Origin of the sequence: Pseudomonas sp. FEMGT703P (genome assembly GCF_002786345.1) — a bacterium.
In the GTDB taxonomy this organism is placed as follows: Bacteria; Pseudomonadota; Gammaproteobacteria; order Pseudomonadales; family Pseudomonadaceae; genus Aquipseudomonas; species Aquipseudomonas peli.
On the sequence record NZ_PGCM01000013.1, the window covers coordinates 1 to 16,505 of the forward strand.

The 16,505-nt window shown below is 60.1% G+C and carries 10 protein-coding genes; 3 read left to right on the forward strand and 7 right to left on the reverse strand.

Annotated features, from left to right (window positions below; all coding sequences use genetic code 11):
- Window positions 1-53: 53 nt before the first annotated feature.
- The 7 genes from CUR33_RS19335 to dibA all read right to left on the reverse strand — a co-directional run bounded on the left by CUR33_RS19335 (window position 54) and on the right by dibA (window position 12,140).
- Window positions 54-1,343 (reverse strand): NAD(P)/FAD-dependent oxidoreductase, encoded by a 1,290-nt coding sequence (locus tag CUR33_RS19335; RefSeq protein ID WP_289240649.1) that lies wholly within the window; start codon window positions 1,341-1,343, stop codon window positions 54-56.
- Window positions 1,344-1,490: 147 nt separating this feature from the next.
- Window positions 1,491-2,003, reverse strand: a complete 513-nt coding sequence (locus CUR33_RS19340) for a fasciclin domain-containing protein (RefSeq protein ID WP_090250478.1) — start codon at window positions 2,001-2,003, stop codon at window positions 1,491-1,493.
- Between the two features lie 179 nt (window positions 2,004-2,182).
- Window positions 2,183-3,835 (reverse strand): diguanylate cyclase, encoded by a 1,653-nt coding sequence (locus CUR33_RS19345; RefSeq protein WP_160085951.1) that lies wholly within the window; start codon window positions 3,833-3,835, stop codon window positions 2,183-2,185.
- Complete coding sequence (locus CUR33_RS19350) at window positions 3,828-4,214, reverse strand: response regulator (RefSeq protein WP_090250473.1); 387 nt, start codon at window positions 4,212-4,214, stop codon at window positions 3,828-3,830. Before CUR33_RS19350 ends, CUR33_RS19345 begins: the two co-directional genes overlap by 8 nt.
- On the reverse strand, window positions 4,207-8,670 hold the full coding sequence (locus tag CUR33_RS19355; RefSeq protein ID WP_289240650.1) for a PAS domain S-box protein: 4,464 nt from the start codon (window positions 8,668-8,670) through the stop codon (window positions 4,207-4,209). Before CUR33_RS19355 ends, CUR33_RS19350 begins: the two co-directional genes overlap by 8 nt.
- A 40-nt stretch (window positions 8,671-8,710) precedes the next feature.
- On the reverse strand, window positions 8,711-9,841 hold the full coding sequence (locus CUR33_RS19360; protein WP_289240651.1) for an HDOD domain-containing protein: 1,131 nt from the start codon (window positions 9,839-9,841) through the stop codon (window positions 8,711-8,713).
- Between the two features lie 10 nt (window positions 9,842-9,851).
- Entirely contained in the window at window positions 9,852-12,140 is a 2,289-nt protein-coding gene (dibA, locus tag CUR33_RS19365) for a phosphodiesterase DibA (protein ID WP_289240652.1), read from the reverse strand.
- 167 nt (window positions 12,141-12,307) lie between these two features.
- Between dibA and desA the strand changes: the two genes are divergently transcribed.
- From desA to CUR33_RS19380, 3 genes are all read left to right on the forward strand, one after another.
- Window positions 12,308-13,492 (forward strand): delta-9 fatty acid desaturase DesA, encoded by a 1,185-nt coding sequence (gene desA / locus CUR33_RS19370; protein WP_090250462.1) that lies wholly within the window; start codon window positions 12,308-12,310, stop codon window positions 13,490-13,492.
- A 100-nt stretch (window positions 13,493-13,592) separates the two neighbouring features.
- Complete coding sequence (locus tag CUR33_RS19375) at window positions 13,593-14,564, forward strand: GGDEF domain-containing protein (protein WP_170048648.1); 972 nt, start codon at window positions 13,593-13,595, stop codon at window positions 14,562-14,564.
- Window positions 14,565-15,035: 471 nt separating this feature from the next.
- Window positions 15,036-16,337, forward strand: coding sequence for an OprD family porin (locus CUR33_RS19380; protein WP_170048647.1), 1,302 nt, complete (start codon window positions 15,036-15,038; stop codon window positions 16,335-16,337).
- Window positions 16,338-16,505 lie beyond the last annotated feature (168 nt).

Below are 16,505 nucleotides of genomic sequence, written 5' to 3' on the forward strand. Positions count from 1 at the left end.
GGCTGCCCCCTCTCCCTAACCCTCTCCCCGAGGGGAGAGGGGACTGGCCCTCGTCAGATTACATCGCGCAGGCGATACCAGGCCTTACCCACCGCCTCAATCGGCGCCGCGAGCAGATCGCCGCCAGGGAAGCGCGGGTTGCTCAGGCCCTGGTACAGATCGAGCAGGTCGGCGTCGCCGAGGATCGCATCGCTGACCGCGCGGGCGGCAGCTAGGGTCGGCAGGATGCCGTGGCCGGAGAAGCCCTGCAGCCAGTACTTCTGCCCACTGCGGCCGACATCCGGGGTGCGGTGCATGGTGCAGTCGATATGCCCGCCCCAGCCGTAGTCGATCTGCACGCCGCGCAGTTGCGGGAACACCCGCTCCAGATAAGGTCGGGTGGCTGCTGGCACGTCCGCGGGGATACCGCCCAGGTAGGTGCAGCCGCCGCCGAACAGCAGGCGGTTGTCCGGGGTAACGCGGAAGTAGTCCGGTACGAACTGGTTGTCGATGGCGCAGGTGCCACGCGGGAACAGTGAGCGCGCCAGCTCTGGATCCAGTGGCGCGGTGGCGACCTGGTAGGAACCGACCGGCAGCAGGCGTTTCGACAGTTGCGGATCGAGCTTGTCGATATAGGCATTGCAGGCCAGTACCAGCATATCGCTGCGAATTTCGCCCTGTTCCGTGCGGGCCAGGTAACCGTCAGCCGTTTCCTGATAGCTCAGCGCCTTGCTCTGCTCGAAGATTTTTCCGCCAGCCTTCTCGATGGCATCGGCCAGGCCTTGGGCCAGTTTCAGCGGGTTGAGGTGCGCGGCGCCGCTGTCGTGCAGGGCAGCCAGGTAACGCGGGCTGGCAATCCACTCGGGCAATTGCTCCTTGGGGATAAAGCTCAGCTGCGTATAGCCGTACTTCTGCTCGGCTTCTTCCAGGCTTTCCTGCAACTGGCGCACACGGCGCGGCAGTACGGCGGTGTAGATCGCGCCGGTGCGGTAGTCGATATCGAAGTTGTGCCGCTCGGGCAGTTCGCGCATTTCCTCGGCAGCCCAGACCATGCTGTCCCACAGGCGGCGGGCGCGTTCCAGCCCGAGGGCCTTCTCGAACGGCGGCATGTCGCAGGACCAACCCGGCAGCGCCTGACCACCGTTACGTCCGGAGGCGGCCCAGGCCAGGCGACTGGCTTCCAGCAGCACCACCTTCTTGCCGGCGAGTGCCAGGCGCAGTGCGCTGTGCAGGCCGCTGAAGCCACCGCCGATAATCAGCACATCGCATTGCAACGCTTCCTGCAGGCGCGGGCGCAGCGGGATGGCACCGGGGTAGGTGCCGGCGTAGTAGGTGCCGATGTGCTGGGCGGATTGTTTGAACATGGTGCGCCTCATGAAATTCTATTTGAATAATTTCATGAAAATCTACGCTACAAATTTCATAAAGCCAAATCGGGCTACATCTCATCGGTCCGCCAACAAAAAAGCCGACCCTAAACAGGGTCGGCTTTTGTGCAGCGTTGGTGCGGTTTACTTGGGCAGTACGACTGAGTCGATGACATGGATCACACCATTACTGGCTTCAATGTCGGCACTCGTGACGGCTGCACCGTCGACGGTCACGCCATTGCTGGTATCCAGCGTCAGCTCACCACCTTGTACAGTTTTCAGGCTGGTTTTCCCGGCCAGGTCAGCGGCCATCAGCTTGCCGGGTACGACGTGATAAGTGAGCACGGCGGTGAGCTTTTCCTTGTCGGCCAATAAGGCATCGAGGTCGGCTTTAGGGATCTTGGCAAACGCCGCGTCAGTGGGGGCGAAAACGGTGAAAGGGCCTTCACCTTTGAGGGTTTCAGCAAGGCCGGCGGCGGTTACAGCGGTCACCAGGGTGTTGAATTGGCCGGCGGCAACCGCGCTGTCGACGATGTCTTTCTTATCACCGTGCATGTCGGCGAACGCTGGCATTGCCGCGAATGTCAGTGCGGCAGTTGTGAGCATGAGCGTGCGCTTGAGACGTTGAGTGGTCGAAGTCAGTTGGGCAAACATAAAAATCTCCTGATTCAGGGTTATTTGTTTTGCACAACCTTTGTACAACAATATGCCGCAGAGTTCAGGCTTCGACATGATTTGTAAAGCTTGTCTGGCGAGCAGGCGCAGCCCATCCCGGCTGAGCGTTGGCCTGTGGCGTGAGGTGGTGGCAGGTCGAGAGGGCTGTTCGACGGCGGCTATCGCACTTGATTGCGTCCGCCGTGTTTAGCGGTGTAGAGCGCGCGGTCTGCCTTATCCAGCAGGTCGTCGGCACTTGCCGGGGCATCATCGGTGGAGGCAATGCCGGCGCTCAGCGTGACCGAGAATTGCTGGCCGTCGGCAATAAAGTGCAGGTCGGCAAAGCGCTGGCGGATTTCATCAAGAATCCGTAAGGCTTGATCGGGCGGGCAGTCCGGTAGCACAACGAGGAACTCTTCGCCGCCGTAACGTCCCAGGCTGTCGATGCGCCGCAGGCGCTGGCGCAGCAAGTTGGCCAGGGCACGAATCACGTTGTCGCCGGCGGCGTGGCCGTAACTGTCGTTAACCTTCTTGAAGAAATCGATATCGAGCATGGCCACGCTGGCGGGTTTGCCGCTGCGCTGCGCACGCTCCAGCTCGACTGCCGCCTGCTCTTTGATGTCGGCATGTTTGAGTAGCCCAGTGAGGCTGTCGCGCGACAGCGCATTGCTCAGCAGGCGCGCGCGCTGGGCGCGGGAGAACACGGCGGCGACCAGGGCGTTGTCGGAAATCGGTTTGGTGACGAAGTCATCACCGGCCTTGATCAGTGCGTTCATCTGCCGGTTGATATCGGTTTCCGCCGACAGGTAAACGATGGGTACACGCAGCCAGTCGTCGTTCATACGGATGATCTGCGCCAGCTCGGGACCGGTACAGCCGGGCATGCTCACGTCCAGCAGCACCACCTCGGGGTTGAAGCTGCGCATGCGGGCGAAGATATCAGCCGGTTCGTGAAGCATCTCCACCAGCATATTGGCGCCGCGCAGAATCAGGCTGAAGCGGCTGGCCAGTTCGCGGTCGTCATCGATGATCAGCACCCGATACGGTTCCCCCTGTTGCTGGGCAAAACAGCGCTCCAGGCGGTTTTCCAGTTGTGGGATGTCGACGGGTTTGGTGAAAAAACCCATGGCGCCAACGCGCACGGCTTCAAGGTAGGTGGCGAAATCGTCCTGGGTGGTGATCACCAGCAGCGGCAGCGGTTCATCCAGGCGTTGTTGCAGGCTGGCGGCATATTCCAGGCCGGTGAGGCTTTCGTCAGGCAGGTTGACGTCGACGATCAGCGCATCGGGCAGTTGTTGTTGCAGTGCGTGGTCGAGGTCGGCGATATGGCTGAAGTGTTCGGCGTGATAGCCGAAGTTGTTCAGTGTCAGGCGCATGTTTTCGCCAATCGCCAATTGATCTTCGAGGATATAAATGCGCCGCGCACTGCTGTTCGGTCGTGGCGGTTTGACTGCGCGGGTGGCGGCTTCCTGCCCGCGTTCGGCTTGAAACTGCTGAAGTGCGAGTTGCTGCAGGCTGTGGCTGAAGTCCTGCAGGCTCTGTTGTTCCTGCTGCAGGGTTTCCAGCCACTGATCGGCTTCTTGTTCCAGCTCGCGGGCGCGCTGGCCCAGGCTACTGAAGCCAAAGGTGCCAGCGGCGCCGGCCAGTTTGTGTAATTGGTCGCGCAGGCTTTGCAGGTGCTGTAGCTGCTCCTGCGGGTCGGCGGCGTGCAACAGGCGTTCGGCGTTCTGTGCGAGGGCGGGCAGTTCTACCTGCAGGCGCACGGCGAAGGCGTTGCTTAACTGCTGCAGGTGTTGCTGCAGTTCATCAGCGGTGCTTTTGCCTTTACTCATGGGCCAGGCTCCAGATCTGGCGCACCTGCGCGGCCAGCTGCATCGGGTCGAAGGGTTTGATGATCACATCGCGGGCGCCGAGGCTGCGGTAATGAGCGATTTCCGCCGGTTGCACCTTGGCGGTCATAAAGGCCACTGGCACCTGGTTGATGTCGATCAGCCGGGCGATCTGCGCCAGGGTTTGCGGGCCGTCCATGTCCGGCATCATCACGTCCAGCAGGATAAAGTCCGGGGCGAAGCCCTGCAGTTGATCCAGGGCGTCCTGGCCGGATGAGCAGCTGAGCACCTGAAAACCGCCCACTGCTTCCAGCGCGAGCTTGGCCACGGCTTGGATGGAGGGGTCGTCTTCCACGTGCAAAATACGCTGTAGCTCAGACATGCCGGGTTTCCTCAGGGCTGGCTTCTTGGGCCAGGGTAGTCAGTTCAAACCAGAAAGTCGCGCCATGACCGGGGCTCGAGTCGAAACCGATGTGACCGTTCATCCGCTCGATGATTTCCTTGCTGATCGCCAGGCCCAGGCCTGTGCCGCCTTTCTGCCGGGTATCGGTGGCATCCGCCTGGGAGAATTTGCTGAAGATGCGCGCCTGGAAATTCTCTGGAACACCGGGCCCGTGGTCGGTCACGCTGACGCGAACGCGCGTGCCCTGTTCGTGCACGCGCACATCAACGGTCTGGCCCTGCGGTGAGAACTTCGCGGCATTGGACAGCAGGTTTGCCAGCACCTGAGCCAGGCGCAGTTTGTCGACACGCACGCGGGTCTTGATAGGCAGGTCGTGTAGCTGCAAGTGCACCTGATAGTGGCTGGCGTAAGGCTGGTTTTCTTCAATGGCCTGTTCCAGCAGCGGTTGCAGTGCTTCGTCCTGTAGCTCGAAGAGCATCTTGCCGGCCACCAGTTTTTCCATGTCGAGCAGGTCATTGATCAGCAGGTTGAGGCGTTGGCTGTTGTCCTGAGCGATCTGCAGCATCTGTTGCATGCCCGCCGGCACGGCGCCCAGCGCGCCGCCATTGACCAGGCCCAGGGAGCCGGCAATCGCAGTCAGTGGCGTGCGCAGTTCATGGCTGACGGTGGAGACGAATTCGTTCTTCATCCGCTCAATGCGTTTGCGCTCTTCAATATCGCGGATGACCGCAATAAAGCGCCGCTCACCCTGGTGACTGATCTGCGAAATGGCCAGCTCAATGGCGAAGCTCTCGCCATTCTTGCGCAGGGCGGTCAGCTCGATTTCCTTGCCCAGAATCTGCTGGATGCCGGTTTTCAGGAAATGGTTGAGGTAGCGGGCACGCATTGAACGTTGCGGCTCAGGCAGCAGCAGGGTGGCCCGGTGCCCGGAAACCTCCAGGTGGCTGTAGCCGAAGATGCGCTCGGCGGCGTGGTTGAAGGTTTCGATATAGCCCTGCTGGTCGATGGTAACGATTGCGTCGAGCACGTTGTCGAGCAGGGTGCGCAGGTAATCCTCGCGCTCACGGATGGCCATTTCGGCGGCGATACGTTCGTTGAAGTCCTGGATCTGCACCACGAAGTGCACTGGCGCATCGTTGCTGTCGCGTACCAGTGACACGCTCATCAGTACCCAGATGATCCGCCTCTGGCTATCCAGGTAGCGCTTCTCCATCTGATAGGTACTGATCTCGCCGGCCAGCAGTTCTTCGATATGTTGCAGATCGGCATCCAGGTCGTCAGGGTGGGTGATCTGCTGAAAGTTACTGCGCAGCAGCTCTTCGCGGCTGTAGCCAAGCATCTCGCAGAGCACTTCGTTGACTTCCAGCCATTGCCCTTGCAGTGAGACCAGCGCCATGCCCTGGGGCGCGGTGCTGAAGGCGCTGCTGAAACGCTGTTGACTGAGGCGCAGCTGGTCTTCCACGGCCTTGCGGTCGCTGATGTCCCAGATGAAGCCGGAAATCCATTGCAACTCGCCGTGGCTGTCGTATTCGCCGCGGCCCTTTTCCCGTACCCAGACGCTGCGTCCGTCGGCATGCAACAGACGGTAGGTCAGTTCGAAGGACTCCTTACGCTCAATCGCGGCCACTGCGCGGTAGGTGATCGGCAGGTCATCCGGGTGCACCACGCTGGAGAAGCTGCGCACGCGGTTGTTGATAAAGTCGTGGGCAGGGTAGCCGCTGAGCGCATAAATCTCCTCGCTCAGGTAGCTCATTGACCAGTTTTCGTCATTGCGGCAGCGGTACACCGCGCCCGGTAAATTGCTGACCAGACCGCGAAAACGACTTTCACTCTTTTGCAGGGCGCGGGTGGTCATGTGCTGGTCATTGATGTCGCTGGCGATGCCCAGGTAACCGGTGATCACGCCCTGTGTATCACGCATGGTGCTGACGGTGAGGTTGACGATACGCAGCTCGCCGTTTTTACGGCGGTAGGTCCACTGACGGGTTTCCGGCTCGCCTTGGTCGGGAACGCGGGTGAACACCGCAAAGCCGCTGACGTCCGTGCCCAGCTGGCGAGTCAACTGCTGGCCGCGCGCCTGAATTTCCTCGGTCAGGTGGAACAAGGCTGGGGTGTGGCGGCCAATGACTTCGGCGCTGCGATAACCCAGCAGGCGTTCGGCGCCGGAGTTGAACAGGGTAATCAGGCCGTCGGTATGGGTGGTGATGATGCTGACTCCGGTCGCAGAGTCGAGCACTGCCTGCAGAAAGCTGCGCGCTTCGCGGGTCTGTTCTTCATGGCGCATGCGCTCCAGGGTGGCGCCGACCCAGCGGGCGAACAGGCGCATAAACTCTTCATCGGCCTCATCAAAGGGCGTCGCGCGCGCCTTGCTGGACGCGAAGCACAGGGTGCCGAAGCGCTGACCGGTGACCCAGATGCTGGTGCCGATATAGCTTTCCAAGGCAAACAGCGGGTAACAGGGATGGGCGGCATGTTCACTCTGGCCCATGGCTGCAATGGCGACTACATCATTGCTGCGCAGGGTAATGCTGCAATAGGTGTCACCGAGGACGAAGCATTGACCGTCCTGCAGGGTGTCGGGCGGCGACACTTGAACCCTGACCTGGTAGGTGTCCGCCTCGATCTGGCTGATGATGCCAATTGGCATGTCATAGAATTGTGCACCCAGTTGCAGGGCCTGGCGCAGTTGTTCGTGGCTGCTCAGCTTAGGCAGTGCGGCAATTTCATTGAGCGCGCGTAAGGCTGCTTGCTGTCGCTGCATATGTTGCTGGGTCTGCATGCGTTGATGGTCGCGGCGCAGGGCTTCGAGCAGCTGGCCGAGGGTGGTCAGCAGCGGTTGCAGTTGTGTGGCGAACTCTTCGTCGTAGCCACCTTCGCGGTTCGCCAAACCGAGCATGCCGCGCAGCTCGCCATTGGCATGAATGGGCAAGCCGGCAAATGCCAATAGCGGCGGGTGGCCGAGGGGCAATCCGGCACGGTTCGGGTGATTGGCGGGGTCGTTGCTGATCAGTGCATGACCACTGCGGATCACCTGGCCAAACAGGCTGTTGAGGTTGCGAAACTCCAGACCTTGCGGCGCATGGGCGGCGAAGAACGCGCTGCTCTGGGCATCCCAGGCGATATTGCTGATGGCGAATGTACGCAGGTAGGGCGCACCGGCTTCGTCACGACGGATTTCGCCGATAAAGCCGAACTGACTGGCACTGACTTGCAGAATACGGCCGAGCAGCGTTTCGAAGGATTCTCGCTGATTGTCGGCATTGATATAGGCCGCCTGCGTTTCGGTGATCAACGCCAGTAGCTGGCGCGCCTCTTCGCTTTGTTGGTGCTTGGCCTCTAGTTCGGCGTTGTGGCGCTGAATAAACCGTTGGCTGCTGTGACGGGTGGCCCGGAGCAGCAACAGCAACAGCATTTCGGCGGCCAGCCAGGCCAGTAACCACTTGGCCACCAGCCAGTGGTTGTCGCGCAGGTGCAGGCTGTACAGCGTGGTGATGTCACGCCAGCTCAGGACGGTAACGCTGCTTTCGGTGTTGGCCGGCTCGACTTGGTAGTCATTCAAGAGCACCTGGTTGAGCAGGTAGGTGCGGCCGCGATCCTCCAGCAGTGTGAAGGTATTGCCTGCATCCGGGGCGGGCAGGCGATGCTCTGCTTGCCAGTGTTGTATCTGCACCTGTGAGAAGCCCGCTAGGTGCCAGTAAGCGTGCGGTTTCGCCGGAGCGTTACGCGCGTCATCGCGGCTGGCGGACGTTTGAATCTGGCGTTTGACCAACAGGGCTACGCCGGCATCCAGCTCACGATCCAGCTGTGGCAAGTTATTCAATACATCCAGGCTGACCTCCAGCGCGCCGACATTCATGCGACCGTCAGGGGTGTCCACCGTCAATGGCACAATGGCGCGCATGCTTAGGGCGTCGCCATCCACCGTCAGGCCTGCCTTGGCTGCACCTTCGCTCAGGCTGTCGAGCAACATGGGGCGCTGCGCGCTGGGGAAGTCGGCAAACGACTGCGGTTCATGGACACGCAGCAGCACTTCGGCCGAAGGAGCCAGGTGGATCGAGAGGTTAAACGGGCGAATGCCCTGCAGGTTTCTCCAACGGGGGGCAAGGCGGGTGTAGAGCTGGTCGCGGATAGCGTTGAGGTGTTGTCTGTCTGCGGGCGCACCGCCTGTTAGCGTCTGGGCCTGGCGCACCAGGTCAACCAGCCAGGCGTCGGCCGCTAAGGTTTCAGCGAGTAGCTGCGCCTGTTGCTCCAGCTCATGCTGGCTGTTGTTCAGGGTGAGGCGTTGCAGCTCATGCTGTTTGGCGATTTGCAGGGTCCACAGGGTTTCCCGCTCGTTCAGCGCAATACCGCCGAGCACGCTGAAAAGCAGCGCCAGGCCCAGGCTACCCAAGCCGACAATCCCGTGGATGGCGTTGACTTTGAAGGGTTTAAACATCCTTCAGCTCCGTCATGCGTCTAGCCAGGCAGAGTGCCATTCAGATCAGCCCCGCCAGCCGGCGTAGGCGGGCCAACTCGGGGTCATCAGGTGCACTGTTGAGTTCACAGGCGGCCAGGCGCATGAGGATGTTCTCGCGTTTGAGGTTGTGGGCAGGCAGGTTGTAGCACGCGCCGATCAGCTCGCGCAGCTGCAATGGCACGTGCCATTGTGCCTTGATACTGATGGCAAACGGGCCGCTGAATTGGTCCAGGGCCTGCAACACATGGCCTTCACTGAAACACTGCCCGCTGTCCTGCCAGACCTGCGCCAGGTACAGCACACACAACTCGCCCATGCGGTGCAGCAGGGCCGCGGTGTGCAGCGGCGCTGGGTCCAGGGCGCATTGGCGGGCGAGCTGAGTGCTGCGCTCAATCAGTAACTCGCTGCTGTCCAGGTGGGCCTGGGCAAACAGGCGCAGCAGGGCGTTATCCAGCACGCTGCATTGGCGTAATGCCAGGCCCAGTGCCAGGTTCAGGCTGTTGTCTGCGCCCAGTTTCTGCAACGCGTCGAGCAGGCTGATGCAGGGCTTTCCCGCCAGGTTGTAGGCACTGCTATTGGCCACGGCGAGCAGGCGTGCGGTGAGTGCGGGGTCGTGCTGCCATTCGCTGGCCAACTGGCGTAAGTCGACAGACTCACCCCTAAAGCGTTGCAGCAGATGATCGCGAACATGTGATTTGAGCGGTAACTGCAGCTCATGACTGGGCACGTTGGCCAGGTGGCTGAGCAGGTCCTGGTGTAAGGCGCTCGGGTGGTGTGACTCATCACCTGTCGAGGGCAGCAAGACGGCCAGGCTGGCGGCGACATGCGCGGCCTGAAAGGGCTTGCTGATAAAAGCGCTGATTTTCAAAGCACGCACGGCCAGTACGCTGGCGCGGTCGGAACGGCCGGTGATCACTACCAGCGGTGTGCTGCTGTTGTCGCGGCGCACCTGCTCAAGCAAGCGGGTGCCGGGGCCGTCCGGCAGATTCCAATCACAAATGACCAGCTCAGCGGGGTGCTGCTGCCATTCGCGCAGGGCCGCGCTGACGCTGTCGAGGCATACCACGTGGCTGGTAGGGCGCAGGCTGAGGACGATCTGCTTGAGCAGATCGGCGATCCAGCTGTCATCTTCCAGAATCATGACGCGCATGCGTGCTGCCTTAGCTCGTGGTTGTGGCGCTGCGCGCCAGGTGTGCGATCAAGTGTTCTGCCGGTTGCGGGCGACCGAAATAGTAGCCCTGGGCATGGTCGCAGCCGAGTTGTTGGAGCAATTCGACCTGTTCGAGCTGCTCAATGCCTTCGGCCAGTACCTTGAGCCCCAGGCTATGACCTAGCGCGATGACGGCTCGCGTGATGGCCACGTCGTCCTGATCATGCGGTAAGCCACTGACAAAGCTCTGATCCAGTTTAAGTTTGTGCACGGGCAGGCGCTTGAGGCGTGCCAGCGAGCTGTAGCCCGTGCCGAAGTCATCAATCGCCAGGCGGATACCGAGTACGCGCAGGCGCTCAAGCAAGGCCAGCGCGGCGTCGGGGTCTTCCATCACCGCGCTTTCGGTCACTTCCAGCTCCAGGTATGCCGGGGCCAGGCCGGTATCACGCAGTACCTCTGCCACTCGTCGGTCCAGCCCACCCCGGCTGAACAGGCGACTGGAGGCATTCACGGAAACAAAGCGCAGTGAATACCCCGCGATCTGCCAGGCGACCATCTGCCGACAACTCTGCTCCAGTACCCAGGCGTCGATGGCGCCGATCAGCCCGGTTTCTTCGGCAATCGGGATAAATTCGCCGGGCGGCACCAGCCCGCGTTGCGGGTGCTGCCAGCGCACCAGGGCTTCAACGCCGATCATTTCCTGGCTGTGCAGGCAGATCAGCGGTTGGTAGTAGACGCGCAGCTCCTGATGATCCAGGGCATGACGCAGGGCGCTGGCCAGTTCGACGCGCTGGCGGGCGTGTTCAGTCAGCTCCTGGCTGTAAAAGGCGTAGCTTTCGCGGCCGTTACTTTTGGCTTTGAACAGCGCTGAGTCGGCATTGCGCAACACCTGGCCGACATCAGTGGCCTCTGCGGGGTAGAGGCTGATGCCGATGCTGGCGGTGACGAACAGCTCCTGTTGATTGATTCGGAAGGCCTGTGTCAGGCACGCCTGCAAGCGCTGGGCGACCACGGCGGCCTGCTCGGCGCTGCTGCAGCTCTCATCGAGTAGGCCGAACTCGTCGCCGCCCAGGCGGGCGAGCGTCATACGCTTGCCGAGCTGCTGGCCGAGGCGCTCGCCCACCTCCTTGAGTAGCATGTCACCGATGGTGTGGCCGAGGCTTTCGTTGATGTGCTTGAAATGATCGAGGTCAATCAGCAGTACCGCGCCACGCTGCTCATCATGCGTGGCGCGCTCGAGGGCGCGCTCGACACGCTCGGTGAACAGCAGGCGGTTGGGCAGGTTGCTCAATGGGTCGTGATGCGCCAGGTAATCCAACTCGCGTTGTGAGCGTTTCAACGCGCTGATATCGGAGAACACTGCGACGTAATGGCTGATCTCGCCCTGCTCGTCGTGAATCACGCGGATGCATTGCCACTGCGGGTAGATTTCGCCGCTTTTGCGCCGATTCCAAATTTCACCGCTCCACGCCCCGCGGTTTTCCAAGGCATGCCATAGGCTGTCGTAAAAGGCCTGGTCATGCCGCCCGGATTTCAGAATGGCCGGTGACTGGCCGAGGATTTCATCCTGGCTGTAACCGGTGATACGGGTAAAAGCCGGGTTGCAGTGCACGATGTGTTGCTGCACATCGGTGACCAGTACGCCTTCTTGGGTAGCATCGAAGACCGCAGCAGCCTGGCGCAGGCTGTCTTCGTCGTAGCGGCGCTGGGTAATGTCGCTGGCGGTACCGATCAGGCGTTCGGCCTGGCCATGCTCGTCGAGCAACAGGCGTCCGCGTGACTGAATCCAGCGGTAGCTGCCGTCTTGGTGCAGCAGGCGATAGTTGACTTCATAGGGCGCAGGGTTGCGGGCGGCCAGGCGCTGTTCCAGGTTACGGTCGAAGAGCACGCGGTCATCGGGGTGCAGTCGCTGTCGCCAGAGGTCGGGGTCATCGCCCAGTGCTTCAGGGGCAACGCCCAGGAGGGCCGAGTAGCCGGGGGAGAAATACAGCTTCTGAGTTTGCAGGTCCCAGTCCCACATACCGTCCTTGGCCGCCTCTAATGCCTGATGCAAGCGCTGCTTACTGCTGCTCAGTGCCAGGTTAACCAGGTTGTGTTGTTGACGATGGGTGCGCAGAACGGCGTACAGCAAACCAGCAGTGAGCAGCACAAAGCCCAGCCCCTTGAGCAGTTGTGCGCGTTCCAGTTGCGCCAACGGCAGGCCCAGAGTGGCCAGCAAACGGTCACTAAAAAACACCCAAAGGCCAGCGGCCAAGGTATAGGTGAGCGTCAAGCGCCAAGGGCTTTGCGGGATATTCATGGGGTAAAAGTCAGTCCTTTGCGTAAGGCCGGCATTATAGATGTAGATAGGGCGCGGCATTCTTATGCAAAAGACCAACTGGTTTTCTGATCCGGGTCAGGGATAATGTGTACAGATGTGCGCTAAAAAGCAGCCATGTCTTTCCTTTTTCATGAGGCACGTGATCCATGTGGTACAACGGTTTTCTCGATCTGTCGGTCTGGCAGCTGATCGCAGTCACTCTGCTGATGACGCACGTGACCATCGTCAGTGTCACGGTCTACCTGCATCGCTACTCGGCGCACCGCGCGCTTGAATTGCACCCGGCGCTGAAGCACTTTTTCCGTTTCTGGCTGTGGCTGACCACGGCACAAAACACCCGCGAGTGGACGGCAATCCACCGTAAACACCATGCCAAATGCGAAACCGTGGATGATCCGCACAGTCCGGTGATCAAGGGCCTGGGCACCGTGTTGCGTACCGGTGCCGAGCTGTACCGCGAAGAGGCGAAGAACCTGGAAACCCTGCGCATCTACGGCAAAAACTGCCCCGAAGACTGGATCGAACGTAACCTCTATTCACGCTTCCCGGTTGGCGGCGTGGCATTGATGGGCGCCATCGACCTGGCGCTGTTTGGTGCTGCGGGTATCACCATCTGGGCTATTCAGATGATGTGGATTCCTGTCTGGGCTGCGGGCGTGATCAATGGTCTTGGTCATGCCGTTGGCTACCGCAACTTCGAGTGCCGCGATGCGGCGACCAACCTAGTGCCGTGGGGCATTCTGATTGGCGGTGAAGAGCTGCATAACAATCACCACACTTATCCAAACAGCGCCAAGCTGTCGGTGAAGAAGTGGGAATTCGACATGGGCTGGTTCTGGATCAAACTGTTCAGTCTGCTTGGTTTGGCCCAGGTGCAGCGCGTTGCGCCGATTGCCCACCGGGTAGAAGGTAAGCGCAGCCTGGACATGGACACTGCAATGGCTATCCTCAACAACCGCTTCCAGATCATGGCGCAGTACCGCAAGCTGGTGATCGCACCGCTGGTGCAGCAGGAACTGGCCAAGGCTGATGCCTCGGTTCGTCACCACTTCCACCGCGCCAAGCGTTTGCTCTCGCGTGAGCCGAGCCTGCTGGACGAAGGTCACCAGGCCCGTATCCAGCGCATGCTGGAGCAGAGCCAGGCACTTAAGGTGATCTACGAAAAGCGCCTGGCGCTGCAGCAAATCTGGGTGAAAACCAGCGCCAATGGTCATGACATGCTTGAAGCCATCAAGCAGTGGGTCACTGAGGCCGAAGCCAGTGGCATTCAGTCGCTGCGTGAATTCGCCGAACAACTGAAGACCTACTCGCTGCGTCCGGCGACGGCCTGACGGTCTTTTACGCCCACGAAGCCCGCCTATTGGCGGGCTTTTTAACTTCTGGCGTATGCTGCTGTCATATCCCCGTTATCTGAGAGCGGCGGCGGTGTTTATGGATGAAGTCAACAGACAGCAGCTGGAGCAGGAAGAGCTGACACTGGCGTTGTTGCACACGCGTGCCGAGGTGGCGCGGCTACAGGAGCGCGAGCAGCTGTTCAGCACCCTACTTGGCAGTGTGAACGCGGTGCTCTGGGCATTTGACTGGAATGCCCAGCGGGTGGTCTACGTCAGCCCCGCCTATGAGCGCGTCTTCGGGCGCTCCACCGAGCTGTTGCTGGCCGGCTACGACGAGTGGCGCAACAACATCTACCCCGATGACCTGGAATACGCCGCCGAGAGCTTTGCCCAAGTGCTGGAAACCGGCGCCGTCGAAGCGCGCGAGTACCGCATCATCCGTGGCGATGGTCAGGTCCGCTGGCTGAGTGATAAGTGCTTTGTCAGCCGTGAAAGCTCGCCGGGTAAGCCGCATATTATTGTTGGCATTGCCGAAGACATCACTGAGAAGAAACAGCTGGAAGGTGAGCTGCACCGCCTGGCCACCACCGATGTGCTGACCCAGAGCAGTAACCGTCGGCACTTCTTCGAATGCGCTCAGCGCGAGTTCGAGCAGGCCCGTGAATACAACAGTCCACTGGCCTTTCTGCTGCTCGACCTGGATGACTTCAAGCAGATCAATGACCGCTATGGCCACCAGATGGGTGATCAGGTGCTGCAGCGTCTGGCCTACTGCGGGGCGACCACTCTGCGCCGTGGTGATCTGTTCGGACGCATCGGTGGGGAGGAGTTTGCCGCGTTGTTTCCGCGCTGCGAGCCGGCCTTGGCCGAGCAGATTGCCGAGCGGTTACAGCGTGATACACGGCGGCTGAGTTTCAGCCATGCCGGGACAACCTTCGGCATCACCCTGAGCCAGGGCCTCACCAGCCTGCGCCCCGAAGATGCAAGCCTGGATGCCTTGTATGCCCGGGCGGATGCCGCGATGTACCGGGCTAAACGCCAGGGCAAGAATCAGGTGGTGGTGGACTGATCACGCGCCGAGGTATGACGGTCTGCGTGCTGGCGATAAACCGCCTCTTCATATTTTGCTATCGGCAAAAATCCGCTTATCGCTGCTTCGGTCAGGCTTCGGCACTCCCCCGGAAAGCCTGTAAAACCTTGTAATAGACGCGTCGGCGAGCTGTTTTTGGCGGCTGGCACAGTATCTGCGTAGGGCTCTCTACATAACGGCCTGGTTGATGGGCCGACAATAAAAATGAAGAGACCTGCGCCATGATGCTGACCTGTCCGCTGCCATGCCCTCATTCCCCAGCTCGCGCTGACTGTTCTCACGCGCTCACCTGATCTCGCTTATTGCACGGCCACTCTGGCTGCGGCCCCCGTTCGCCTGTCCGGCGCCTGGCTTTGCAATAACCCCCGAATTCGGTGCGCGCCTGCCGCTTCATCCGTGAAGACAGTACCCGCACCGATGTGCAACCCACACACAACTGGAGAAAACATAATGAGAAAGACCTCCCTGGCCCTGGCCGTCGCGGCCAGCACCCTGGGCTTGTCCCTGAGCCAAGTCGCCCATGCCGATTTTATTGGCGACAGCAAAGCCACTCTCGAAGCGCGTAACTTCTACTTCAACCGTGATTTCCGCCAGGGCAATAGCGATGCGCCTGCGCAGAGCCAGTCCAAGCAAGAAGAGTGGGCGCAAGGTTTTATTCTGCGTGCGAACTCTGGGTTTACCGACGGTACCGTTGGCTTTGGTGCTGATGCCATCGGCATGTTCGGTTTCAAGCTGGATTCTGGTGACGGTACCGCCGGCAGTGGCTTGCTGGTCCCTGATAATTCCTCCGGTGGTTCTCAGGACAACTACTCAGACCTGGCAGTTGCTGCCAAGGCGAAGATTTCCAATAGCACCCTGCGCGTAGGTCAGATGCAGTTCAAGAATGCTGCTATCGCATCCAGCGACAGTCGCCTTCTGCCGCAGGTGTTTGAAGCTGGCCACCTGGTCTCGCAGGAGATCGATGGGCTGATGCTTGAAGCTGCACATGTGCGTGAAGTGAATAATCGTAACTCCAGTGACTACGAAGATATTTCGGTTACCAATAGCTTCAATAGCACCCGTGGAACTGTAGGTACCCGTGGTATCCGCTTGAGCGGTGGTTCCACGACTGATGCTTTTGATTTCATTGGCGGTACCTACAAAATCACCAAGGATCTGACGGCCGGTTATTACTATTCCAACCTGGACGAGCTGTATAAGCAGCATTCCTTTAACGCCGTGCATGTACTGCCTCTGGGCGATAAGCAAAGCCTGAAAACTGACCTGCGTTATGCGCGCTCCACTGACGACGGCAACCGTAGCAACATCGACAACACAGCTATAGGTGCCATGGTTACCTATGGTCTGGATGGTCATGCCTTCGGCCTGGGCTACCAGAAAATGAGCGGTGACACTGGCTTCGCCTATATCAATGGCACTGACCCGTTCCTGGTTAACTACGTGCAGATCGGCGACTTTGCCAACAAAGACGAAAAGTCTTACCAGGCACGTTATGACTTCAATTTCGCCTCGATCGGTATTCCGGGCCTGACCTTTATGACTCGTTACTTGACCGGCGACAATGTCGATCGTGGTCGCGGGATATCCGAAGGCAAGGAGTGGGAGCGCAATAGCGAGTTGATGTATGTGTTCCAGGAGGGGGCGTTGAAGAACCTGGGCGTACGCTGGCGTAACGCGTCGGTGCGTTCCAACTTCGCGAACGACATCGACGAAAACCGTCTGATCGTCAGCTACACCCTGCCACTGCTCTGATTGTGGTGGTTGTAGGCTGAGTTGTTGCATCCAGCCCTGCCCACACTGAACAAAAAACCCGGACTCTGTTCCGGGTTTTTTATCGCCCGCGATTGACCGCTGCGTAGTGATCGGACGGTGCTTGCTATTCAATATATAAAAGAATAGATTGTTTTTATCTTAACTGAG